The sequence below is a fragment of the Draconibacterium sp. genome, assembly GCF_041583095.1.
Classification (GTDB): domain Bacteria; phylum Bacteroidota; class Bacteroidia; order Bacteroidales; family Prolixibacteraceae; genus Draconibacterium.
This window is the reverse complement of the sequence record NZ_JBFHGM010000045.1, coordinates 1-25,028: the sequence shown is the minus strand read 5'-3', so window position 1 is coordinate 25,028 and position 25,028 is coordinate 1. Positions and strand designations below refer to the sequence as shown.

The following is a 25,028-nucleotide window of genomic DNA, read 5'->3' as shown; positions in this document are numbered from 1 at the left end:
TGGTTCCTTCACTAAAAATCGGAATGCTGCGGTCCCAGTAATTATCCATTTTTACATTGTCAACCACCAGTTCTCCATTCAGGTAAACCGTTACATTCTCGCCAACCATGGTAATACAGAAGGTGTTCCATTCATCGATGGGATTGTCGGCTACCAGCAGAGGATCGCGCACATTGTCGGGATTGTTGTTGTACAAACCTCCCGAGCCTACCTGTGCGCCCACTTCAACTCGCGAAGTATCCCAAACCTGTACTTGTGGAGCTCCACGCAGATAGATGCCACTGTCGCCTTTTTTACTTATACGCCAGTCAACGATCATATCAAAATCCTTGTATTTCTTTTTAGAAACCAGGTTGGCACCGTGTCCGTTAAAAATGATCATTCCATCTTTTACGCTCCAGTTTTCCAGCATTTTAATATTGGCTGCTTCCTGCTCTTTGGCGCGCTCTGTATCGCTTAGTCTGGCAATTTTTATAGGGTTGCCATCCAAAAGCATTCCCTGCCATCCGTCCAGGTTTTTGCCGTTGAACATCGAAACATAACCTTTGTCCTTTGGCACCGCTTTCAGGTAGTTCTGAATATTTATTTTGTCGTATGCACTGTCTTCGCCCGACAAAGCCTGTTCAGCTTTACCCAAAATCCGACGAACGATGTCGCCCGTTAAACCGCCTTCTCCTTCACTGTTTGGCATTGCGATATTCATAATCGCACGCGAAGTGGTCGCTGTTAGTGCTTCTTCTTCCAGATATTGCTCCAGGTAAAGCAAGGAAAGGAATGTTCTTAAACGACCGATAGCTGCGATCACGTTTTTCTGATCGTCGGCTGACGACGCATATTCCATGACCTTGCGATATTGCAACAGTTTCTGATCGTCGGGAAGATTGGCGCTTGCCACCATTCGTACAAAACTGTTAAATGCCGGCTGACTGAAAGTTGTATTTCCTGATTTACAGATTTCGAATAATGGTTTTGAGGCGGTATAATCCTGCCAGTTGGTTAAGGCGGTAAATGCAGCTTGTTTCTGCTCACCGCTTGATGAATTAAAATATTCGGTAACAGTTTCAAGCGCTGTTTCGCCGCCAATTGTTGGCAGAATAGGGAAGAGGCGGGCTTTTTTATTGGTTTGTTCCAATGTGCTCAATACTTTACCGCTTGCTTTCTGCTCTTCGGTAATACCGTCAACAGCCGAAATTAACGCCAGTTGTGTTTCAGTAATTTCAGAAGGCTCAGAAACTGAAAGCAATAGTTTTAATAGTGCGTCGGCATTTTCGTAAGAAGAAACTTGTTTCAGCGTGGCAAAAGCAGCTGATTTTTCATCTGCGTTTGAAGACGAAGTGACGGCCAGTATTTCATCAAAATATTGTGAGCCTGCTTTAGCGCCGATAAGATTAATAAAAGCTGCTTTGGTTTTTCCTGCTGATTGATCCAGATTTTGGGCAATCAGGTATAAATGGTCTTTGTCAAGCAAGGTGTTCAACACCTTCGTTGTTGCTTCAATGTCTTTTCCTTCTGCTAAATGTGCTGTTAATGTTGCAATGGCATCACTTCCCTGAAGTTTTGACAGAGCAGTTATCGCTTCTGTGCGAACAACTTCATTAGCTGAATTAAGGCTCGCCAAAACAAAATCGTTTGCCTGTTCGCAACCACGTCTTCCCAACATATCAATAATTTCTGCTTTTACTTCGGCGTTGGAAGTCTCTGCTTTAGCAATCCATTTACGCGTATCGGCAACACCGCCAAGGTTTTCGGCAATATTTAGTGCCGAGTAACGAAATGCTTTATCCGGTGAGTCAACAGCATCCAATAAAAGAGGGGTAGCCTCGTAGCCAAGGTTGTTGGCATAAATACGAAGCGCTGTTGAATAATTATGTAAATGGTCGCTTGCCGAATTGGCTTTAAAAATAGCCTTGCAGGCTTTTTCCATTAGTTCCAGTTCGTTTTGCTCTCCCAAACGTTTGGTGTAAGTTAGAAATGCTTTGGCTGCATTGGTGGCATCGTAATTAAAGTCCACAGCCGACGCAGCACTTAACAAAGTTTTATACGAATCAGGAGATCCTATATTTGCCAGAGCGGCCAGAGCTGTTTTTTGCATCGGCTCGCTATCTGAACTAACCAATGGAGTAATCATTGGAACGGCGCGTTTGCATTTTAACTGCCCCAAAGCCCGAACGATGGTCATTTGTGTATTCCCTTCAGTTTTCGGGAATGCCGCAAGAAACACCTCTGCTGTTTTCGGATCTTCGGTCGACAGAATGGTTTGAGCTGCCGGTTCTGCCAGTTGTTCATCAGTTAAGTAGCTTTTTACCTGCTCAACCGTCTTTTCGCCGGCAACCAGGTTCAGTTGATTAAGAAGATACGTCTTCACTTCAACGTCATTCACAGTGTTGAGTGCTTTTAAAAGGTTCTCTTCGGCAAAAGCACGTTCTTCACATTTGCCAAACTGACTCGCATATCGCGAAAAACTGTTCAGCGCAAAACGTACTGCGGTGTCGTCACCGGTGCCCAGCGGAACAAGTTGTGCTGCCAGTTTCTGGTATCCTTGGCTGCCCATCAAAAAGATATCGTTCATCGCTTTGTCGCGGTGAGTCAGATTTTTGGTTGGCATCTGTGCCAGCACATCGGCAACTTTCGTGTCGAGTGTTCGGTTATCCTGTGCCATTCCGGACATACTCAGGCAGGCCAGCAACAGGATCGTAGTAATTTGAACTATATATTTTTTCATTGTAATTAATCCTTTATCAATAATCCTTAATAATTTAATTTTTACCCCTAACTCCCCTGAAGGGGACTTGTTCCATTTGCGTCGCAAATGTTTTAACCCCCTTTAGGGAGATGGGGTCAGATCGTCCACGGTGCGCGCATTGGCTGATTGATCAGACGGTTTGCACCTTCATCATCAATAAACTCCAGTTTTTCAGGATCGAAATGCAATGTGCGTCCCAGTCGGACTGCTGTAATGCCTAGGTTTACAAGTGTTGCCGACCGGAATCCGTTGGTCTCGTTTAGTGCAAACTTCTTACGTGTTTTCACCGATTCAGAGAAGATACCGATCTGAGGTTCAGGATCAGGTAAGTTTTTAATAAAGCTCTGCAGATTAGGAATATCCGAACGGAAACCCTGGTAGATTTTGCCGTTAGGACCTTCAATATAGGCTGCATCCTTGTCGCGGTTTTCGCCATCGAGAATGATCTGGCAACCATCGGCATAAGTATAAGTTACACGTCGCCAGGTACCCACGGCATCGTAATGTTGCTGTGGTGCGTCAACCTCTATTTTTACCGGGCTGGTATCGTCTTTGCCCAGCATATATTGAACAGGGTCGAGGTAGTGCTGACCCATATCGCCCAATCCGCCGCCATCGTAATCCCAGTAGCCGCGGAAATTGGCATGAACACGCTCAACATTGTATGGTTTGTATGGCGCAGGCCCTAACCACATATCGTAATTAAGGTTTTTCGGTACCGGTTGAGGAGCAAGGTTGTGTTTGCCCTGCCAGTAGAACTTCCAGTTGTAGCCTGTAATTCCGCTAACTGTAACTTTTAGCGGCCAACCTAAAATGCCACTGTCAATTACTTTTTTCAGCGGTTTTACATCGGTCCCTAGTCCGTAAAACTGGTCTTTAAAACGGAACCAGGTGTTCAGCCGGAACATACGGCCATGCGCATTTACGGCTTCCATCACTCTTTTTCCTTCGCCAATGGTGCGTGTCATTGGTTTTTCGCACCAAATGTCTTTTCCGGCTTTGGCGGCTTCAACAGCCATAATTCCGTGCCAGTGTGGTGGCGTGGCAATGTGTACAATGTCAACTTCGGGCAGCTGGCACACTTCCCTAAAATCAGTGAATTGTTTTACATCGTGATTAATCAGGTTTTTGGCCAGTTTCAGGTGTTCGGTATCCACATCGCAAATGGCAACAACGCGTGTGCCTTCGTAAGGAATATGACCGCGGCCCATTGAGCCGACACCAATAATTGCTTTTGTTAACTGGTCGGATGGTGCGAGATATCCGTTGCCGCCCAACACGTGGCGCGGAACGATAACCAGGCCGGCTCCTGCAGCCAGCGCACCTTTTAGGAAACTTCTTCTCGAAGTCGATTTAGTACTCATGGTTAATTGGTTATAGATTATAAATTAAAATCATTTAGTCGGATAAAAGTATAAAAGTTTTGAAAATAAATTCCTAAGAAATTAAAGACTTATTAAAAAAATACAAAACTAAATCAGTTGATTGTCGCTTCAATTCATTTTTTATACGCGCCAAAGTTTCATTCGCTGGCCTTTTTTCTATCTTTAAATCCGATCGATCAATCGAATAGCTTAAACTTACAAAAATGAAGAACATTCCGGTGATATCGGTAACAGGAAAATCGTTGGCCGAAGCTTATGAAACAGCACTTATTTATTTGTATGGGCAAGGAACCCGTTTTAAAACGCAGTACGACCGGCCGGGTGATCCGCTGAGTATCGACTGTACCATGAATTTAACGATTCTGGAGCCGGAAACCGATCCGATGATCCACATGGCATTTCCGGGTGGGGTAGACGATTTGCGCGAATATGTACTGGAACTGGAAGGTTTGAAAGACCACCTGGTAAAAAACATGAACGATCCGGAAGATAAACGTCCGGAATATACTTATCATGGGCGACTGCAAAACTATGGTGTTTGGAAAGAACTGGTGGACGGAGAAGCAAAAGAAGTTGGTGATTTTAAAGTTGACCAGATTAAAAATGTGATCAATAAACTGGGCGAACAGCCTTTTACCCGACAGGCACAAATGATTACCTGGATGCCGAACATCGATTTTACCTGCGACGATCCGCCAAGTTTACAATCGTTGTGGTACCGGATTCTGGTAGACGAAGACGGAACGTGGTGGCTAAACAGCAACATTCGCTACCGAAGTAACGACGCCTGGAATGCCGGATTTCTGAATATGTTCGGATTTATTCAATTCAGTAAAGATGTGGTTGCTGCCGGGATTGCGGAAAAAACGGGTAAAACTGTTAAGTTAGGGCGCATGAATTGGCAGGCCGACTCGTACCACATTTACGGGAAAGATATTCGCAGCGCGAAAGAACGCCTGTTTGAGCGTATAAACGATATGGCTTTTGAAGAGCGCACTATGAATTTTAACGATCCGCTAATTCGGAAAGTGTATGATAATGCAGAGATTGAAATTGTTAAAAGGCATAGAGGGACAGATGATTTGAAAAAATCGAAGTAGAATTTGGATTAAAGCTTGTAAGTGAAACGTTAATCTGTTTCTGCTGATCTATGGCAGGCGTTTATAAAAATAGTCAATAAACATAATCGAGATTAGAATCATATTATCAGGATAGAAATCACATTAAAGCAATGATCTGATGTGATTAGATTCTGGCGCAGAGCATGGTTTTTTATCGTATTTTTTATTATACAATAAAATATCAGCAGCCAAGTGTGGCTAAATTTATTTGACATATTACAGGATAGTGATAAAAAAGTTTTATCTTAGATTAACTAAATATCTTTAAAAGCACAAATATGAAAAAAGTTAGCCTTGTCATTTGTTTGCTGCTCGCAATATTCTTTGTGAAAAGCGCAAATGCATCCTCGTACTCAATCGATATGAATTCGATTGACAAGATGTTTTCAGAAGCCATTGAAACCAGTATGATTTCCGTGAATGCCGGAGCGTTAAGTGCGCTGCCTGCAAACGCTCCAACAACTGCCGTAGCTTCGAAAGAGAAAAATTTTGTAACCGCAGTTCTCCTTGATTTCTTTTTAGGAGGATTTGGAGTTCACCGTTTTTACCTGGGAACCAAAACGATGACTGGTGTAGGTTATATTTTAACCTGCGGTGGTATTTTTGGAATTGTGCCGTTTGTGGATTTGATTGTACTGATTGTTGACAACGATGATATCAGTCCATACATCGACAATCCGAAGTTTTTTATGTGGTAAAATGGTTTTTATTTTAAAAAAGAAGATGCCTGTTTAATTGAAAACAGGCATCTTTTTAATATCTGAAGTAAAGTGATTCAAAAGATCGTTATTTTATTGATAGCCTGCGTTTTTAGTGTTTCGGTGAAAGCCCAGACAGGCAATTATATTTCGCTTAAACAAAAAACTGAAGTACTCGAAAACCGAAAAAAAGCAACCAAGGAAGTTGACTTGTATTTTGATAAGAAAAAGCAGGTAATTACCAAGTACTATTACTCGGCACCCGATTTTGTAACTGTAGTAAATTCTTTTGGAGAAGTTAAAACTTATTACCCTGAAAGCAACGAAGTGGCTTACGAACAAGTTCCTGAACTCTCTTCAAAACGAACCCTGATCTACTACTTTACAAATAATTTCATTGAAGATCTTGGACTGGTTGATGAAGGATTTCGTTTGGTTTCAAATGAATTTGAAGGACAGTACTATGTTACTACCTGGCAGCCGCCTTCTACCTTAAGAGGAATTGTAACTGTAAAAATGGTTTTCGAAAACGGGCTTCCGGTTTATTCTGAATATCAGGCCTCTGAAGAAAATATTCTTAAAAGGATTTATTACGCCAATTACAAAGATTTCAATCAGTTCAGGCTACCAATGAATATTGTGGAGATCAGTTATGTTCCTTCGAAAGATTCCATTATAAGCCGTACTACTTTTTCCGATGTTAAGGTTTCCTGGTCAGATGACAGCCCTTACTTTAATTTCAAAATTCCCGAAAATGCAAAGCCAATATCACAAAGCAAATAGAACGGTTTTTTTATTGCTGGTTGTGCTTGTTTCTTTCAATGCATACAGCCAGGAGATTGATTTAAAAAGCGACCTCTTGTTTGTTGATTCGGTTGTTGAGCAACAAATGCCTGAAACGGGACACCGGCCTTACATCTATCAAAATCAGCCAAAAACGTTTAAAAACAGTAATCCTGTGAGCCTTATTTATGGGGGATCGTTGTATGTGTACCAGAATTTGTTCTCGCAACACCTTTCGGCCAGTTGTTTGTATCATCCTAGCTGCTCCGACTTCAGCAAACAGGCTGTTGGAGAGTATGGCTTAATAAGAGGCACACTATTGTCGTTCGACAGATTGAGCCGCTGTAACCGAATAGCTGCAACCGATCTTGATCCGCAAACTATTGATCTTCATGTTCACCGGTTTCATGATTCAATAAAAAAATATAAATGAGGTATATATTTCTGTTAATTATTGCCTTTTTGTCGATGATCACTCAAAGCAAAGGACAGATTCCTTTTATCCGGCATTTGGTGAACAGCGGATTTTACGAGGAAGCTATTTTTGTAATTGGTAATGACAAAACTGATTATTCCGCTCAACAGCTCGACTCAATCAATTACTATAAAGGGTGGGCGCACTATTCACTTAAAAACCTAAAGGAGTCTTCATCTTCTTTTCTCAAAGTAAACGACACATCGCCTTTTTATAATAAATCGTTCTTTTTTGCCGGGTATAACCATACCTATCTGGGAAACTACAGCGAAGCCCGTAGTATTCTGGATCGGATCGATAGCGGTGAAGAGTCGATTTTGGGATTGTATAATTTTGAACTAAGCGGTATTGAAATGCTCAGTGGAAACTGGCCTGAAGCTAAACAATATCTGGACCTTGTTCCCGAAAAGAATGCGGTGTTAAACAAGCAGGTGCTTGCATTAAATGAAATATGGAAAGAACATGAACAGCACCGGAAAAAGTCGCCGGTTGCAGCGGGAATAATGTCGGCGATTATTCCGGGATCGGGGAAAATATACGCTGGGAAGACCGGTGCCGGAATAGCCTCAATGATTGGCAATATTGGTTTTGGTTTAATAACATGGGAAAACTACCGGAAGTCAGGGTTAGCCGATGTTAAAACAATATTATTCGGTAGTATTTTTGCCGTAAATTATGTTTCAAATATATATGGATCAGTGGTTTCTGTAAAAGTTATTGAGAATGAGTACGAGAATGCAATACATAATCAAATTCTTTTTCAGCTTCATATTCCTTTGCGGAATTTCTTTGAATAGTAATTCTGCAGTGCTAAAAGCTGACAGTTTGTATGCTTCGGGAAATTATTTCGAAGCCTCGATTGAATATGAGCGTCTGGTATTTCAGGGAAATGCTGAAGCTGACCTTAACCTACTGCGTTATAAAAAAGCCTTGTGCTATAGGAAGATGAACGATTTTGGGCGAGCAATAAATGCTCTTCAAACCACTTATTTTTCTAATCCTGCCGATTCGTTGTATCGTTTTGTTTGTTACGAACAATCACTTTGTTATTATCTGAACAATGAACCTGCCAGGGCTTTGTGGAAGATTGACGAATATTTCCATCGCAGTTCCGACAGTGCAGATTTTGGCGTTTTTCTGCCCATAAAAATTCTTTCACTGCACGAAACATATAAATGGGAAGAAGCGGAACAGAATTTTAATGAGTTAATAGCGTTGCAGCACTTTGCTCCGGAAAAAGAAACAGCACTGAAGGGATTGGCGGCAGAACTTTACAGCAAAAAGAACCGTCCACGAATAAAATCGCTTAAAGCTGCCAGAAACTGGTCGCGTTTTGTTCCCGGGTCAGGGCAAATTTATGCAGGTAAATCCGGCGAAGGATTTGCCAATTTTTTGATCAATGCATCGGTGCTTACTTTTGCCGGATTTCAGGTTTACAATGGCTTTTACATTACCGGTTACCTCGTTGGCCTTGGATTTTTCAACAAAACTTACCACGGAGGTATGAAACGTGCAGAAGTAATTGCTTCACAAACAAATAAGCAACAGATGGTGGAATTTAACCGGGAAGTGAACCAGGGAATTATTTCAATAATTGATTCGGAGTAAGTCTTTTAACTGATTTTAGTAAATCTGATTAAACTTCTCCTTTGCAATGGTTTTTACTTCCACCATCGAAATCTCTCTACCCAGCTCCTGCTGAATGGAAGTTACAGCCGATGAGGCAAAACCACACGGATTGATGTAGTTGTAGTAACGCATGTCGGTGTTTACGTTTAAGGCAAAACCGTGCATGGTAACATAGCGGCTCACACGTACACCTATAGCACATATTTTTCGCGCACGCACTTTATGGTCGGGTTGCAGCCACACGCCGGTAGCACCTTCTTTTCTTCCGGCTTCAAGTCCGTATTCGGCAACCGTTGCAATAATGGCATCCTCCATTCTTTCGATGTATTCGCGCACTCCAATTTTGTAGTGTTCCAGGTCGATAATCGGGTAACCAACCAATTGGCCCGGTCCGTGGTAGGTGATATCGCCACCACGGTTTATTTTGAAATACGTGGCTTCAATCTTCTTTAAAAATTCGGCATTAGCCATCATGTTGGCTTCGTCGCCACTTTTACCCAAGGTGTAAACATGTGGATGTTCAACCAAAATAAAATGGTTGTCGGCAGTGGGTTTGCCTGTGCTGCGTTTTTGCGTGGTAAGCTCCTGAAGACGCTCTTCCTGGTAATCCCAGCACGCTTTATATTCTTTTAAACCAAGATCGACGTAATTAAAATCTGCCATTTTTTTGTTTTTAGCTACGAGCTATCAGCCGCGAGTTACGAGTTTTTTGAACTCACTCACTCAATAACTCATTTTTTATAATTGCTAAACTGTTCTATTGTTAAACTGCCAACTGCGACTGAATACTGATAACTTCCCTTACGCTTTTACATGTTCTTCGGCCCGGTATGAACTGCGCACCAATGGTGAGCTTTCAACAAACTTAAAACCTTTACGGATACCAATGTTGCGGTACTCCACAAATTTCTCCGGTTCAATGTATTCAACCACAGGCATGTGTTTTGTTGTGGGCGCCAGGTATTGTCCAATGGTCATTACCTTACAACCGGCTTCCAACAAGTCGTCCATTGTTTTTAGCACATCTTCGTGCGTTTCACCCAAACCAAGCATAATCCCCGATTTTGCCCGTCCGAAATTGTCGGCAACATATTTAATTACATCCAGGCTGCGGCGGTATTTTGCTGCAAAACGAATAAACGGAGTGCGCTCTTCAGTGGTTTCCAGGTTATGCGAAATCACATCCGGACCGGCATCAATTACCTGTTGTACTAATTCCATTTTTCCCCTGAAATCAGGGATCAGCACTTCTATTTTTGTTTCCGGGTTCACACGTTTTACTTCGCGAATGGTTTCAGCCCAGATTCCGGCACCCTGATCTTCCAGATCATCACGGTCAACCGAAGTAATAACACAGTGTTTTACGCCCATAATGCGCACCGATTCGGCCAGTTTTTTTGGTTCTTCCAAATCGGGTGCAAGCGGCATTCCATTAGGTACGGCACAGAATTTACATTTGCGGGTACAGATGTTTCCTAAAATCATAAATGTTGCTGTTCCTCTGTTCCAGCATTCGCCAATATTCGGGCAGTTTCCGCTGGTGCAAATGGTGTGCAAACCATGTTTATTCACCAGGTTCTTTACCTTCGAATAACTTTCCCCATTCGGCATTTTCATTTTCATCCACTTTGGCAGGCGTTCCCTGCCATTCAACTCATGTGCCATATCCTAAACTGACTAAAAATTATTATATCGTTCTATTCTGCGTCTTTTTCATTTATTCTGCTGCAAAACTTCCTTAAATAGCTGGTGCTATTCGCGTCAATTTTGCCTTGTCTAAATAAAAAATCCATCAGAATAATTCCAACAAATAATATCTAGACAGTTCATGAAAAACTTCTGCAAATGTAAAAGTTTAAAATCAAACTAAAATTGATTAAACTCCTAACTCTCAAAATTGTTCTTAAAAAAAGTATAGTTTAAACAACTGTGTTATTTTTGTACAACAAGCTGAAAACAATGAGACACTTCATTATACTACTCCTCTTAATAACGGGATTGAATACCGGTTTTGCACAACAACAGCAGTCCGAGGTTCAAACCAAATCGAGTCTGGCTATTCGTTACTACAATGCGAAGGACTTTGAAAAAGCAGCGCCTTTGCTGAAGGAGGTGTATCAGCTCACCCGCAACAGTACCTATTTCAGGTATTACATTAACAGCCTGATAGGTTTGGCGCAATATGGAGAGGCCGAGACGGAAATTCAGCGCGAGATTAAAAAGCAAAAACCACCGCGTCCGGAATATTACGTGCATTTGGGGCAGGTATATAAAGAGCAAAACCGCATGGAGGAAGCTGATGCAATGTTTCGTGAGGCCATCGATAAAGTGCCGGCCAACCGGGGCGCGTATTTAATCACTGCTAATTCGTTTTTGGGCTGGGGTGAATACGGTTTGGCGCGCGATACCTATCTAAAAGGAAGAGCTGCCATGCCCGAAGAGTCGTTTAATTACGAGCTGGCGCGGTCGTATCTGTATTTGCGCGATTACACCAACATGATGGAAGAATACCTGAACCTGTTACGCGAAGGAGAGCAACATCTGGCGCGGGTACAAAGCAGTTTGGCCTCGGCCATGCGGCTGGATATTGATGATGGTTTGCGCGACCAGTTTCGGGGACAGGTGCTGAAACGTATTCAGAGCGAGCCGAATGTAATTGGCTACAATCGTTTGCTGATCTGGTTTTTTCTGCAGGAAAAGAAATTTTCGAGTGCGCTGCGCCAGTCGATTGCTTTGGATAAACGAACCGGGGCAGAAGACGGGCAGATTGCACAACTGGGCGACATGGCCTTACGAAACAAGGAGTATGCCCAGGCACAAAAGGCCTACGAATATATACTGGACAAAGGAGAAGAAACGCCATATTTTCCGCAGGCTTTTGCCCGGAATATTCATGCAAAATACATGGAATATACCAACGAGGGAGACGGCAACTTAGAGGAGGGACAAGCTTTGGCCACTGATTTTGAAAAAGGGTTGATATACCTGGGCATCGGTCCGGCTACCTTGAATTTGGTGCGCGAGTATGCACATTTGCTGGCCTTTTACCTGAATGATACAGAAAAAGCAATTGCTGTTTTGGAGAAAGGTGAGAAAGTGCCGCAACTAAAACCCGAAGAGCTAGGTTTGTTAAAAACTGAAATGGCGGATATCTATGTGTATGCCGACGATCAGTGGGAAGCCATGCTGATTTATTCGCAGGTAATTGAAGCCAACAAAAAGAATACATTGGGCGACGAGGTAAAACTGAAAAAAGCAAAATTGGGTTATTACATGGGTAACTTCAGCTGGGCAAAAGCACAGTTGGATGTGTTAAAAGCCAGCACTTCGAAACTAACGGCCAACGATGCCATGGAGCTGTCGATGCTGATTGGTAATAACCTTAACCTCGATACTACCGCGGTTCCGCTAACCATGTTTGCTAAAGCTGATTTGCGCTTTTTCCAAAACAAAAGCGATGAGGCTATGACGATCCTCGATGGTTTGGCAGAATTATATCCGTATCATTCGCTGGTAGATAATATCCTTTTCCGCAAGGCAAAAATTGAAATGGATAAGCAAAACTACGCAATGGCTGCCGAGTATTTACAAACTATTGTTACCGATTTTAGTTACGACTTGCTGGGCGACGATGCCTTGTACCTGCTGGCCGAAATTAATTATTACCACCTGGGGCAGGCAGAAAAAGCAAAAGAGCTGTACAAACAAATGCTGACTAGTTATCCGGGAAGTGTGTTTATTGAAGAATCGCGCGAGAAATACCGGGAACTTCGCAAGGTTTACCCGGATAAAGAACCGGAAAATAAAGAAGGATTGTTTGAGCGGGCTATTGAGAATTCGGAGTTATAGGGATCACTGTATCAGTCTTTATTCAACTAATATTTTATATACTCCATCTAGTTCGTTCAATTCAAAGTCCGAACCGTCTATTTCTATTTCATTATATCGTGTAAAAGCACAACAATTCTCACTTAACCTTTCAGTATCGACAAACAAGGTCAACAAACTTTCTGATGAGATTTCAATGGAGTAAGTAACAGTCTGGGTTTTCCAACCTATTGAATGAATGGCAATAATATTAATATCGTTTTCGTCAATAAATTGAAATTCAACGTTGCTATGGTCATCGATATTTACAATATTAATGTCTTCAGGACTAAATACACCTGATGTAAATAGATTTTCTCCTGTTGATTTATCAACCAACTCCAAAACAAATGGTGTTGGAGGTGTAAAACAATCAACACCATCACATTTGTCTTGTGTATCACAAGACCAGGTTGTGGTTGCAAAAACGAAAACTAAGAAGATTAGTGCTTTTCTCATAATGGCTTTTTGGGATCTATGTTTTCTTTTATGATTGTTTTTTGACGGTTATGGTTGCGTTGCTTTCAGAATTATGTTCATCGACAATATGACTCAATGTTTTGTTACTGATGTATGTGTTTATAATTACAGCGAATTTGAGTTTTACTGCATTAAATATAATCGCTTTCCATTACATTGAAAAAAAACAGTTTTTTGGAATATACAAATTACACGCAAAAAATCTCCCTTAGCAAATGTAGTTTTTACATTGCCCAAAAGGATGCTAGTTGCGGAATGTAAGTATTACATTGGGCTAAAAGTCGTTGGTCGTAAAATGTAATCGCTACACCAGCCAGAAGATTGCCGGTTTCCCCTTTTTCTGTATGACATTAGGCAAAAAACCATTCAATTTCTTTTCGTACTTTGGCGTTCTGATTTTCCAGCTATGTCGCAAACCGTAAAAACCTATTTATACGCCGGCTTGGCCGTGTTATTCTGGTCAACCGTTGCCACATCGTTTAAACTGGCACTGCGCGAGTACGATTTTATTCAGCTAATATTTTATGTGTCGGCCGTAACGGTGGTGCTGCTGTTTTTTGTTTTGGTAGTCCAACGAAAAACGCATTTAATTTTTAAGCAGACCAAACGCGAATGGTTGTATTCGCTGCTAATGGGGGCTTTTAATCCGCTGCTTTATTATTTGGTTTTGTTTAAAGCTTATTCGCTGCTTCCGGCGCAGGTGGCGCAACCGCTGAATATGATCTGGCCGATAACGCTGGCGCTGCTTTCGGTACCTATGCTTAAGCAGAAGATCAGCTGGATAAGCTTTGTGGCGCTGCTGATCAGTTTTGTTGGGGTGTTTTTTATCTCGTCGCAAGGAGGATTCAATGGATTTAGCAACACCAATCCGCTTGGCGTGGCGCTGGCGGTTGGCAGTTCCATACTGTGGTCGTTGTACTGGATATTCAATGTAAAAGACACGCGCGACCAGGTAGTCAAACTTTTCCTCAACTTTGCCATCGGGCTTATCTACCTGACTCCGGTGGTGGCACTGTTCTCATCGTTTAAAATGCATTGGGGCGAAGCATTTATTGCCACCATTTACTCCGGAATTTTTGAGGTGGGAATTACCTACGTGTTGTGGTTAAAAGCCATGAACCTGACCAGCAGCAACGCCAAAATCGGCAACCTGGTGTTTTTTGCACCTTTCCTGTCGCTGGTGTTTATTCACCTTATTTTAAAGGAAACCATTTACGTTACCACATTTGTTGGTTTGCTGTTTATTATTTCGGGTGTGCTGGTGCAGCAAGTCGACAGGAGAAAACGGCGGTGAATGATGATTTATGGATTTCGATTATCGATGCCAGAACAACTTTGTGAAACTTAGTGGGGACTTTGAGTGCTTTGTGGTAAAATTTTAAACCACAAAGATTCACAAAGGAGGCACGAAGTAACACAAAGAACGATTAACGATCATAGATTGAATAGGCAATTGGCAAATAGCAATAGGCAATCAAAAAACTTTTAATGGAGAAAGTAATCTAATGTGTTCTATGTGTCAATGTGTTTCAAATAAACAATATCAGTACTTTTGACCGCAGGTTAGCAACAAATTACTATTTTCATCGAATGGATAAACCGCTTCGTATATTGGGCATCGACCCCGGAACAACGGTAACCGGCTATGGTTTGGTTGAGATTAGAAACAAAAAACCGGTTATTTTGCACATGGGAAACATTACGCCCAAACGATACTCTGATCATTATATGAGACTGAAATATCTGCACGAGCGGGCGCTGCACCTGGTAAAAGAATACCGCCCCGATGTAATGGCCATTGAAGCACCCTTTTATGGCAAAAACGTTCAGTCGATGTTGAAGCTGGGCCGCGGACAAGGCGTATTAATGGCTGCAGCTCTGATGTTCGATGTGCCGATTCACGAATATGCTCCTTTGCTGGTAAAACAAGCCATAACCGGAATGGGCCGTGCTTCGAAAGAACAGGTAGCTTATTTCCTGCAAAAAGTGTACGACCTGAAAGACATGGATCAGGTACTCGACGAAACCGATGCCGTAGCCGTAGCTATTTGTCATTTTATACAAATGAACAAACCGCAAAAATCGAAGGAGTATAAAAACTGGGGCGACTTTGTTAAAAAGAATCCGGGTAAAGTAAAATAATATTTATCCGAAATCCGATCGCTATAAATAGTCTGTTTTGCACCGTTCTTTAGAGCGGTGTATGAAGGCAGTAATAGCGTAATTGATTTTTAAGGATTTTTGTATAATGGATTCTTCAAAAATCCTTAAAAATCTGATTGAGATTGCAAAACAGGCATCACCGCCTTAAAAGACGGTGCAAAAAACAGTTAAGCAAAAGCTTTCTCCAAACGATTCAGCGCTTCCTGTAATACACTTCTCTGGCAGCCGATATTCAGACGAAGGAAACCATCGCCGCCAATACCAAAACGGCCGCCATCATTTAGTGCCACACCCGCTTTTTCAACGGTGAATTTTGCCAGCTTCTCGTTTTTCATGCCGTAATCCGAAAAATCCATCCAGACGAGGTAAGTGGCTTCCGGTTTCATTACTTTAACACGAGGCAGCTTTTCCTGAATAAAGCTTTCAAGCAATTGATAATTCCCCCAAAGGTAATCCAGCAATTGCGCCAACCATTCGTCGCCGTGTGTGTAGGCCGCTTCCAATGCTACTGTACCAAAAATATTTCCCATGTGTAAATGCCCTACGCCAATGGTGCGTTCGTAGGCAGCCAGTTTTCGTTTGTTTGGAATGATAACCAGCGATGAGGTAAGCCCGGCAACATTAAATGTTTTGCTTGGCGCCATACTAATCATACAGTTCTGCGCCACCTCTTCGGAAATTGTGGCAAGAGGAATGTGTTTATGCCCGTTATAGATTAAATCGGAATGAATCTCATCCGAAATGATCATGATGTTATTCTCCAGGCAAATATCCGTCAATGCAACCAGTTCTTCGCGTGTCCAAACCATGCCACCCGGGTTTTGCGGATTACAAAGCAGCAGCAGTTTGGTATTTTCGTCGATCTTCGATTTTAAATCTTCCAGATCGAAAGTATAACGACCGTTTTCCAATTTCAACGGATTCTGGATCATTTTCCGGTTGGTGCCTTTCACACTGTCGAAGAACGGGAAATACACCGGAGGCTGAACGATAACACCGTCGCCCGGTTTCGAAAAACTTTCAATGGCGTAAGTCAGTCCTGCAACAACACCCGGACTAAACGAGATCCATTCTTTTTTGATATCCCACTGATGGCGCCGGCTCATCCAGTTAATCACCGCCTCGTAATACGAATCGGAACGGAAGGTGTAACCGTAAATCTCGTGTTCAGCACGTTCTTTTATGGCATTAACAATAAAATCGGGTGTTTTAAAATCCATGTCGGCCACCCAAAGCGGCAGGGCATCGGCCGATTTGAAAAATTGTTCAAGGGCATCGTGTTTTAAACAGTTGGTTCCTTTGCGCGGAACTAGTTCGTCGAAATCGTATTGTTGCATTGTTACAAGGCTTTTGTTATACCTTATTTTATATAGGTAAAAACAGGTTAAATTTTGAGCTTTCGAAGATAATTTAAATCGCCAACCTTTTCAACTTTCAATATAAAATCAAAGCGGTTTACATCCATGCACAGGTGAAAATCGCTTTCGGGCGACCAGCTTTCGGTAGCCGGATCAAAAAAACGGGCACCATCGGTTTCTTTAATCTTTTGTACCATGGCGGCAAAATCGTTTGGCTGTCCTTCCAGTTCATTTTTTATGTATTCGGCACACAGTGTATCTTCGGCAGTAGGGTAGCGGCAGGCAAAACCCATACAAACCAACGAAACCTCCTTCGGATTGGTCTTTTGTATATAATTTACAATAGCGCCTGCATTAACAAAGCTGCCTGTAATTATTTCGTCCGCATTTATGGCATTTGCAATTCCCTGCGTACCCGAACTGGTCGTTTGAACCATTGTTTTGGCCGTAATAACAGCACTGTTAATATGTGTTGGCGAATTTCCAAAATCAAAACCTTCCGGCTTTCGTTCGTGTCGTTCGCCTGTTAAAAGATAATCGGGATTAGCCTCTTTTAACTGATAAGCTAAATCGATATCGCCCACCGGAATAATGGTTTCAATACCTTTGTTAATAGCATAACAGGCAGTGGAAAATGCCCGCAAAACATCGATAATTATAACTGTTCCTTTTGCTTCTCTGGCTCCTTCAACGAGATGCCGGATATTTATATGCATATTTTACTGTTTATTCACAAATTACTAAAAATTATTTAACATGCTAAAATATGATATGGCATGATAATTGTGTGCTAATGTGTCAAGTCAACATAAAGCCTTTTAATAAGGGATTTATGGAGTTGAGTAAAATCGCAAGTTAGCTTCAATGTTAAATTATCTCAACATACTTAATTATTTTAATATGTTATTTGGCATGCATGCTGTAAAACATGTATGTTTGCAGAGTGATTTTAAAATGAAAACAATTAAAGAAAATAGTTATGAAAACAATTAAATTTTTAACAGCAGTAATGGCGCTGGCAATTGTAGCAGTTGCAACAGCCGTAGAGAAACCGAAAATGGATATTGTGCCTTTGTCTGAAGACAGAGCAGTTGTTTCTATTCTTAACGGTACAGAGGCTGTGTTTGAGTTGAGTATTAGTGCTAAAGACGGTGGTTTGGTATATTATAAGCAAGCGGCAAACCCATCTCTTGCTTATCAGAAAATTTTTGATTTTAAAAATATTGAAGACGGAGATTATATAATGGATCTTCGTGTGAACGATACGAGATTGGTGAGAGACATTAATGTTTCTTCAAGAGGAATTGTAGTGGGTGAGTCGAAAATGAGAATCGATCCTTACTTTGGATTTTCAGACAATGTGTTAAAACTTACCTATTTGAATTTTGACCAGGAACGGTTGAGTCTGAATATTTACGATGAGAGCGGTTTGGTATACGAATCGAAATTAGGTCAGGAGTTTAATATTGCAACAGGCTTTGACCTTTCAGCTTTGGCTGCGGGTAAATACGAAGTGGTTTTGACTTCAATGAGTAATGATTTTTCGTTTAGTTTAGAAAAATAGTTCAGAAAATGTTATTGGTTTGAAAAGGCTGTCGGAGTTTTCCGGCAGCCTTTTTTTTGTTTTGGAATCCGGTTTGTGCCGGATTTATGTTGATATCTGTTTGTGTAGTTGAAGGTGTTCCGGGGTGGTAATTTGTGTGTATTGATAGAGTTTTGGTGATTTTAGTAGTGGAGTGGCAGTTATTGGGCTTGAGGTTGTGTTGGGGTTAATGTGTTGTAAATAAAGACTGCAAGGTGTTTTAATTAATCGACTTAACTGTTTCCTAAAGAAATGCTAAAATTTGCTTAACATGTAAAATAACAAATGGCACGAAAATTGTAATGGGCGAAATCAATTCCCGTAAAGCTTATAAATAAAGGTGTTAAAGCATTGTTTGCGGTCTTGATGTTAAGTCTAATGTTAAATATAATGTGGTTATTTAATTTTTTAAACATGTTGTTTGGCATATATGCTGTAAAACATATATGTTTGTACTGTCATTCAATGTTAAACAAAAAAACGAATGGTTATGAAAACAATTAAATTATTATCTACAGTACTGGCAGTTGCGATTGTAGCAGTTGCAACAGCCGTTGAGAAACCGAAAATGAGTGTAACTCCTATGTCAGCCGACAAAGCGGTAGTAACAATTATGAATGAAAATGCATCGTTGTTCGAGTTGAGCATTCATGCCGAAGATGGTGAGTTGGTTTATTACAAACAAACAACAAAGCCATTAACTTCTTACCAAAAGATCTACGATTTCAAAAATCTGGAAAACGGAAACTATACCATGAATCTTCGTGTAAACGACACGCGTTTAATTAAAGATATCGAAGTAGCTTCAAATGGTATTTTTGTTGGCGAGTCGAAATTAAGAATTGATCCTTTCTTCGCTTTTGCCGATGGTATATTGAAAATGTCTTATTTGAATTTTGATGAGGAGAAACTGAGCTTAAACATTTACGACGAAAACGGGTTGGTTTACCAATCAGATTTGGGTAAAGAGTTTAATGTAGCTTCCGGATACGATCTTTCAGCACTAAGAGCTGGAAAATACGAAGTGATCCTGAGTTCTTATAATAATGAATTTACGTTTAGTTTAGAAAAATAGTCAGAAAATGTTATTGGTTTTTTAGATAAGGCTGTCAGAAATTAACTGATGGCCTTTTTTTTACCTTTTACTTTTGTTTACCCTAAATATTGATTAATTGAGCCGGTTGTTGAGATCGGTTTTTTTTTGTGTTGACCGACGCTACCTTGTTGTTGGTCGACAAGTTCCAAAATAGCGTAACGAAGGTGCTGTTTTTGTGTCTATTAAGTAAGAAACAATTAAATGAAAAAGTCATGAAAACAAAAGTTTGGGCTGTTATAGTCCTGGCATTTCTTGTTGCGGGAGCGGCAAGTGCCACCGAGTTACCAAAAATGAATGTTGTTCAGGTGAAAGAAAACACGGCAATGCTTGCCTATAGTTTTTCTCATGAAGCACCCTTGCAGGTGAGCCTTACCAGTTTCGATGGAGAGTTGCTATACCACAAGGAAACCGAACATCAGACAGAGTTTAAAAAAATGTTCGATTTTTCAGAATTGGGTGATGGTTTGTATTGTATTAGCGTCAACTACGGCAATCAAAGTATAAACCGTATTGTGAAAGTTGAGGATAAGCAAATTATCGTTAGTAGTGCTTCCTTTTGTTACGAGCCCTATTATAAGGTAAATGGAAAAATGGTTAATCTGTCATTTTTAAATACCCGGAATAAACCGGTGTATGTTAATATATACCAAAACGGAGAACATATTGACGGGTCGAACCTTGGCCGCGATCTGACTATTCAAACCCACCTGGATTTTAGTCACTTAAAAAGAGGTACCTACGAAGTTGTGTTAACCGACTGTGTAAAAGATCATAGATATACGCTAAAACTATAAATAATGGTGTTTTTAATCTGTAATTGTTGACTCCCTTACTTTCTTAATCTATAAAACGAAAGTAGCAGCTTTGCAAGTTTTTGCAGAGCTTTTTTGTTTTTATAAAGTTTGGCTTATTGGTATTATTATGCATCTGCCGGCAGCAAATTATTTTTTGTAATCATAAATAATGGAAGAAATCTGCTGAGGGGTGTAATTTAAATCATAAAAGTGCACCAACAATATTAAACGATTTTATGCTTTGTAAGTCCAAGGCAGTGTTCTCTAAAAATTTTATTGCAAAGTGCATATTAAAATAGAAAATTTAAACAAAATCTACAAGGGAGGTAGTTACGCTGTAAACAATCTCAACCTTGAAATTCCAAACGGAATGTTTGGCCTTTTGGGACCAAACGGGGCTGGAAAATCAACCCTTATGCGCATTTTGGTAACTTTAATGAAACCAACAAGCGGAAAGGTATATTATAACGACTACGAACTTTCGAAAAACCGGCGCGAAATTCGCTCGATGTTGGGCTATTTGCCCCAGGATTTCAGTTTCTTCTCGAAGCTGAAAACCTCGGAGTTTCTGGATTATACAGCCCGGTTGGCGGGAATGAAAAGCGGCGCAGCACGCCGAAGTGCGGTTGACCAAATGCTGGAAGAGGTAGGTTTGTTTGAAGTGCGCGACCGAAATGCAAATAAACTTTCGGGTGGTATGAAACGCCGTTTGGGAATTGCCCAGGCGCTAATAAATGATCCGCAGATTATTATTGTTGATGAGCCTACCACCGGTCTCGACCCCGAAGAACGTATCCGCTTCCGTAATCTGCTTTCAACCATTAGTACCCGCGACGTAATTATTATCCTGTCGACACACATTGTTGGCGATATTTCGAGTACCTGCGATAATATGGCGTTACTCAACCAGGGGAAACTGGCTTTTGCCGGATCGCCCGAGCAACTGGTAAAAGAAGCCGAGGGTCATGTTTGGGTTATTGAAGCTACTGAACAGGAATACCTGGAGATAAACGAAAAATACCCTGTAATTTCTACCATCCCGATCGACGGAGGCTGGGAGGTGCAGGTTGTTGCCAATGAAATTAACGGTTACCAGGGAAAACCTATGGACCCGAACCTGGAGCACGCTTACGTGCACTTTATGGAAAACAAACTAAACCAATGGTCTAACGCTTAAAACCGGAAAAATGATTTCGTTACATAACATATTCTCGATAGCAAAATACGAGCGGAAGACACTATTCCGCAGCTGGTTTTTCCGCATATTCAGTATCCTCTCTTTGTTCGTATTGTTTGGAATGAACTTCGGGATGGTGATTGAAGGCGGTGGTGGCGAAAGCTGGGCCATTCGTGCTATTCCAAGTGCCATCCCGTATTTTAATTTGCTGATATTAAATGTGGCCCAGGCGGTAATTGCTGTGTTTTTGGCGTCCGACTTTTTAAAACGCGATAAAAAACTAGATACTACCGAAGTAATCTACATGCGCTCGATGACCAACGGCGAATACGTGATTGGAAAAACACTGGGCAACATGCAGGTGTTTATGATTCTTAACGTTGCTGTGGTAATTCTGGCACTTGTTTTTAATGCGCTGGCAAAAGGTACTCCCATCGATTGGGTTTCGTACGGCGTATATCTGGTGCTGATAAGTATTCCAACCCTTGTTTTTATTATGGGCTTGTCGTTTTTGCTGATGAGTGTAATCCGCAACCAGGCCATCACTTTTGTGTTGGTGCTTGGGTATATCGGTATCACACTCTTTCTCTTACAGGCAAAATATTATTACATTTTCGATTACATGGCGTTTAACATCCCCATGTTAAGTTCCGATATTGTTGGATTTAGCAATCTTGATGTAATTCTTATCCATCGCGGAATATATTTCGGTCTTGGTTCAGGTTTCATTTTCCTTACCATTTTCTTACTGAAACGACTCCCACAGTCGGAAGCAATGACTTACGTGTCGCTTATTTTCAGTGTAATATTTATTGGTGGTGCCGGTTATCTGGCTTTTAATCACATCAACAGTTTCAAAAAAACCGAAGCTTTACGAGCCGATATCATCGAGCTGAATAATCAATATGTAAAAGAACCACTGGCCGATGTGCTTTCGCACGATATTGTACTCGATCATAATGGCGAGTCGTTGAATGTGCAGTCGTCAATGATGCTAAAAAACAATTTGCAGCAGCCTTTGTCGAAACTGATTTTTAGTTTAAATGCGGGCCTTGAAATTACCGATCTGAAAATAAACGGAAAAACAGCACCATTTGTACGCGAAGATCATTTGGTTATTGTTTCCGATCAGCCTGGATTGCAACCGGGCGATAGTACAAAAGTTGAATTTACCTACAACGGAACAATCGACGAAGCGTATTGCTACCTGGATATCGATGAAGAATTACGACAGGAAAAATACGGACAATTTGTATTGAATGTGGATAAACGTTACGCTTTTGTAACGCCTGACTATGTGTTGCTTACGCGTGAAGCCAACTGGTATCCGAAAGTTGGTGTTACCTACAGCTCTGAAGATGTGAGTTGGTACAAACCCGAGTTTGTGGATTATTCGTTAACGGTGAACACAAAAGAAGGTTTGCAGGCGGTTTCGGAAGGTGAAATGACAGCCGTTTCGGCAGGTAAGTTCCATTTTGAACCGCAAACACCGCTAACACAACTTTCGTTGGCAATTGGTAAATACGAATATAAAAGTCTGGAGCATAACGATTTCGAATTTGGCATCTGGCTCATCGAAGGTCACGACCATTTCAGTACTGTTTTCCCCGAATCGAAAGACACACTGGCTTCCGTAATTTACGAACGTTTCGAAGATTTCCAACGTGGTTATAACCTGGAGTACAATTCCGATAAATTGGCATTGATTGAAGTTCCGGCGCAGTTTAAAACCTACGAGCGCATGTGGACATCGGTACAGGAAGTTATTCAGCCCGGCAAGGTGCTCATTCAGGAAAAAGGCTACATGTTTCGCGAAGCTGATTTTGAAAAACAAAAAGAACGAATGGGCCGTTGGAGAGGCCGTGGAGGCGGTGGCGAAATGACCGACGAAGATAAAGAGTTGCGCGTACTTGGGCAGTTTCTTGAAAAATTTACCGAGGAGAATGAAACCGAACGCCGTTGGCAGCGTGGTGAAATGAGCATGGAGCAGTCGCAAAATCCATATTTTATTTTTCCGTGGTTGTATAATTTTCAAAACAATATTCAATCGGATAAATGGCCGATTACCAATCGCGTTTTCGAGGCTTATTTAAAAAGCCAGTCTACCGATATGCGATCGATTTTTATGAGTAGCATGAGTGGTGAAAGCCCCGAGATTATGGCCAATATTGCCTTGCAGGATTATTCGTTCGAGGAAATTCTTGCCGACCCTGATCAAAGCGATATCGTAAACAGCGTGATTAAACTGAAAGGCGATGTGCTTTTCTCAACCGTAAAACTGGAAGCCGGCGAAGAAGATTTTGAAGATTTTCTGCGTGGCGTATTGGAAAAATACAAGTACCAGAATATTTCGTTCGAGGAATTTGATAAAGAGATTAAAGCCAGGTTTGGTATTGAGCTTGAGCCAATGATGAACGGTTGGTTTAAAGCCAAAACGTTGCCGGGCTACCTGGTTTCGCCCATAAAAGGTGTAAAAGTAAAATCGGGAGATGCCATGAAAACTATGATCTCGCTGAAGGTTACCAACTTTTCGGATGTTGATGGTTTGGTAAAACTCACGTTCCGACTTGGCGGTGGAGGCGGTGGCCGTGGTTTTGGCCCTCCGGGAATGGGCTCGGAAGATGCGATAGACAAGCTGATTGAATTGGCAGCCCACCAAACGAAAGAACTGAGCTACCTGTTTGATGGTGCGCCGCGTATGGTTATTTTTAATTCTTTAACATCGAAGAACGTTCCGCAAACCTATATGGAAATGTTCCGCGAAGTGGAAGAAGACCTGAAAGCCAGGGTGTGGGAAGGAGAAAGTATCAGTTCAACACCGGTTCAAACAAAACTGCCGAATGAAGAAATTGTGGATAATGAAGATCCGGGTTTCGAAATTACTGAAAATCACCAGGTGAGTTTGCTCGAAAAACTAATTGTAAAAGAAGAAGAGACAAAACAGAAATATTCGAGTGTAAACCAGTGGAGACCGCCGTTGTCGTGGACTGCCACAACCAGCGATGAGTTTTATGGCGAGTACGTTCGTTCGGCCTACTATATTAAAGGCGGAAATGGCGAGCAGGTTGCCCGCTGGAATGTTCCGGTGAAAGAGGCAGGCTACTACGACGTTTATTACCACTTTTATAAAGGACGCGGATTTGGCCGTAACCGTGGAGAAGACAAGGGAAGTTTAAACTTTATAATTCATGGCGACGACGGAGCGGAAGAAGCTTTCCTTGATTCGCAAAGTGCCGAAACCGGGTGGGTTCATTTAGGCTCATTTTATTTCTCGTCGGAAAAGGCGGTTATTGAATTAACGGATAAAACTGAACTGCGAATGATATACGCCGACGCAGTAAAAATTGTGAAATTATAAAATAAATCAGCATACGTTTCGAACTAAGTGCTTGTAAAACAAGGGTGAATGCGAAACGGAACTATTGAAGAAAAATTTTAAAGAAGATGAAAACAAAAATCAAACTTATGCGAAAGCTGGCAATTGCCTTGTTTCTTATGGCGGCTGCAACTTTTGCTGTTCAGGCACAAGAGGCCTTAACCCTGGAAAGGGCTTTGAGTATTGCCGAAACGGGAAGCCCTGATTTGAAGCTGTCGTTGTTAAATCTTGAGCGCTACCAAAAAAACCTGGAAGCTCAGCGGGCTGCACTGAAATCGCGTTTCTCGTTGCAGGTTAATCC

General features: G+C 41.5%; 21 protein-coding genes and 1 pseudogene. 15 read left to right on the top strand and 7 right to left on the bottom strand.

The annotated features are described in order from the left end of the window. Both ABZB17_RS06510 and ABZB17_RS06505 read right to left on the bottom strand, forming a co-directional pair. A partial coding sequence (locus tag ABZB17_RS06510) for a DUF1080 domain-containing protein (protein ID WP_372648751.1) occupies window positions 1-2,722 on the bottom strand: 2,722 nt, incomplete at its 3' end. 116 nt (window positions 2,723-2,838) lie between these two features. Continuing rightward, window positions 2,839-4,107 (bottom strand): Gfo/Idh/MocA family oxidoreductase, encoded by a 1,269-nt coding sequence (locus tag ABZB17_RS06505; RefSeq protein WP_372648749.1) that lies wholly within the window; start codon window positions 4,105-4,107, stop codon window positions 2,839-2,841. Window positions 4,108-4,331: 224 nt separating this feature from the next. Between ABZB17_RS06505 and ABZB17_RS06500 the strand changes: the two genes are divergently transcribed. The 6 genes from ABZB17_RS06500 (at window position 4,332) to ABZB17_RS06475 (ending at window position 8,813) form a co-directional block, all read left to right on the top strand. Further along, window positions 4,332-5,228 carry a thymidylate synthase gene (locus ABZB17_RS06500; RefSeq protein ID WP_372648747.1) on the top strand — a complete coding sequence of 299 codons (897 nt, stop codon included), beginning with the start codon at window positions 4,332-4,334 and terminating at the stop codon, window positions 5,226-5,228. 299 nt (window positions 5,229-5,527) lie between these two features. Then, entirely contained in the window at window positions 5,528-5,947 is a 420-nt protein-coding gene (locus ABZB17_RS06495; protein WP_372648746.1) for a TM2 domain-containing protein, read from the top strand. A gap of 72 nt (window positions 5,948-6,019) precedes the next feature. Beyond that, entirely contained in the window at window positions 6,020-6,730 is a 711-nt protein-coding gene (locus ABZB17_RS06490; protein WP_372648745.1) for a hypothetical protein, read from the top strand. Next, complete coding sequence (gene yidD / locus ABZB17_RS06485; protein WP_372648744.1) at window positions 6,702-7,163, top strand: membrane protein insertion efficiency factor YidD; 462 nt, start codon at window positions 6,702-6,704, stop codon at window positions 7,161-7,163. Before ABZB17_RS06490 ends, yidD begins: the two co-directional genes overlap by 29 nt. Beyond that, a complete protein-coding gene (locus ABZB17_RS06480) occupies window positions 7,160-8,002 on the top strand; it encodes a tol-pal system YbgF family protein (protein ID WP_372648743.1) in 843 nt (280 codons plus the stop codon). Before yidD ends, ABZB17_RS06480 begins: the two co-directional genes overlap by 4 nt. A gap of 28 nt (window positions 8,003-8,030) precedes the next feature. Continuing rightward, window positions 8,031-8,813: a hypothetical protein gene (locus ABZB17_RS06475; protein ID WP_372648741.1), complete on the top strand. Its 783-nt coding sequence runs from the start codon at window positions 8,031-8,033 to the stop codon at window positions 8,811-8,813. Between the two features lie 15 nt (window positions 8,814-8,828). Here ABZB17_RS06475 and lipB read toward each other — a convergent pair whose 3' ends face one another. After that, window positions 8,829-9,497, bottom strand: a complete 669-nt coding sequence (gene lipB, locus ABZB17_RS06470; protein ID WP_372648740.1) for a lipoyl(octanoyl) transferase LipB — start codon at window positions 9,495-9,497, stop codon at window positions 8,829-8,831. 138 nt (window positions 9,498-9,635) lie between these two features. After that, window positions 9,636-10,499: a lipoyl synthase gene (lipA, locus tag ABZB17_RS06465; RefSeq protein ID WP_372648738.1), complete on the bottom strand. Its 864-nt coding sequence runs from the start codon at window positions 10,497-10,499 to the stop codon at window positions 9,636-9,638. Window positions 10,500-10,793: 294 nt separating this feature from the next. On the opposite strand from lipA, the gene ABZB17_RS06460 reads away from it, so the two are divergent. Continuing rightward, on the top strand, window positions 10,794-12,683 hold the full coding sequence (locus tag ABZB17_RS06460; protein WP_372648737.1) for a tetratricopeptide repeat protein: 1,890 nt from the start codon (window positions 10,794-10,796) through the stop codon (window positions 12,681-12,683). 18 nt (window positions 12,684-12,701) lie between these two features. Here ABZB17_RS06460 and ABZB17_RS06455 read toward each other — a convergent pair whose 3' ends face one another. Next, window positions 12,702-13,160, bottom strand: coding sequence for a hypothetical protein (locus ABZB17_RS06455; protein ID WP_372648735.1), 459 nt, complete (start codon window positions 13,158-13,160; stop codon window positions 12,702-12,704). Window positions 13,161-13,587: 427 nt separating this feature from the next. Between ABZB17_RS06455 and ABZB17_RS06450 the strand changes: the two genes are divergently transcribed. Next, window positions 13,588-14,475 (top strand): DMT family transporter, encoded by an 888-nt coding sequence (locus ABZB17_RS06450; protein WP_372648733.1) that lies wholly within the window; start codon window positions 13,588-13,590, stop codon window positions 14,473-14,475. 296 nt (window positions 14,476-14,771) lie between these two features. Next, a complete protein-coding gene (gene ruvC / locus ABZB17_RS06445; protein WP_372648731.1) occupies window positions 14,772-15,323 on the top strand; it encodes a crossover junction endodeoxyribonuclease RuvC in 552 nt (183 codons plus the stop codon). Between the two features lie 188 nt (window positions 15,324-15,511). On the opposite strand, the gene ABZB17_RS06440 is transcribed toward ruvC, so the two are convergent. Continuing rightward, window positions 15,512-16,681 carry a MalY/PatB family protein gene (locus tag ABZB17_RS06440; RefSeq protein ID WP_372648730.1) on the bottom strand — a complete coding sequence of 390 codons (1,170 nt, stop codon included), beginning with the start codon at window positions 16,679-16,681 and terminating at the stop codon, window positions 15,512-15,514. A 47-nt stretch (window positions 16,682-16,728) separates the two neighbouring features. After that, complete coding sequence (locus ABZB17_RS06435) at window positions 16,729-17,418, bottom strand: 2-phosphosulfolactate phosphatase (protein WP_372648728.1); 690 nt, start codon at window positions 17,416-17,418, stop codon at window positions 16,729-16,731. Between the two features lie 263 nt (window positions 17,419-17,681). Here ABZB17_RS06435 and ABZB17_RS06430 point away from each other — a divergent pair, with 263 nt between their 5' ends. The 6 genes and pseudogenes from ABZB17_RS06430 to ABZB17_RS06405 form a co-directional block, all read left to right on the top strand. Continuing rightward, complete coding sequence (locus ABZB17_RS06430; RefSeq protein ID WP_372648726.1) at window positions 17,682-18,266, top strand: hypothetical protein; 585 nt, start codon at window positions 17,682-17,684, stop codon at window positions 18,264-18,266. A gap of 508 nt (window positions 18,267-18,774) precedes the next feature. Continuing rightward, window positions 18,775-19,359, top strand: a complete 585-nt coding sequence (locus tag ABZB17_RS06425) for a hypothetical protein (protein ID WP_157493726.1) — start codon at window positions 18,775-18,777, stop codon at window positions 19,357-19,359. 233 nt (window positions 19,360-19,592) lie between these two features. Then, complete coding sequence (locus ABZB17_RS06420; protein WP_372648724.1) at window positions 19,593-20,174, top strand: hypothetical protein; 582 nt, start codon at window positions 19,593-19,595, stop codon at window positions 20,172-20,174. 283 nt (window positions 20,175-20,457) lie between these two features. Continuing rightward, window positions 20,458-21,351, top strand: a complete 894-nt coding sequence (locus ABZB17_RS06415) for an ABC transporter ATP-binding protein (RefSeq protein WP_045031522.1) — start codon at window positions 20,458-20,460, stop codon at window positions 21,349-21,351. A 10-nt stretch (window positions 21,352-21,361) separates the two neighbouring features. Further along, window positions 21,362-24,709, top strand: a complete 3,348-nt coding sequence (locus tag ABZB17_RS06410) for an ABC transporter permease subunit (protein ID WP_372648723.1) — start codon at window positions 21,362-21,364, stop codon at window positions 24,707-24,709. Window positions 24,710-24,795: 86 nt separating this feature from the next. Next, a pseudogene (locus tag ABZB17_RS06405) lies at window positions 24,796-25,028 on the top strand (TolC family protein); the annotation flags it as partial.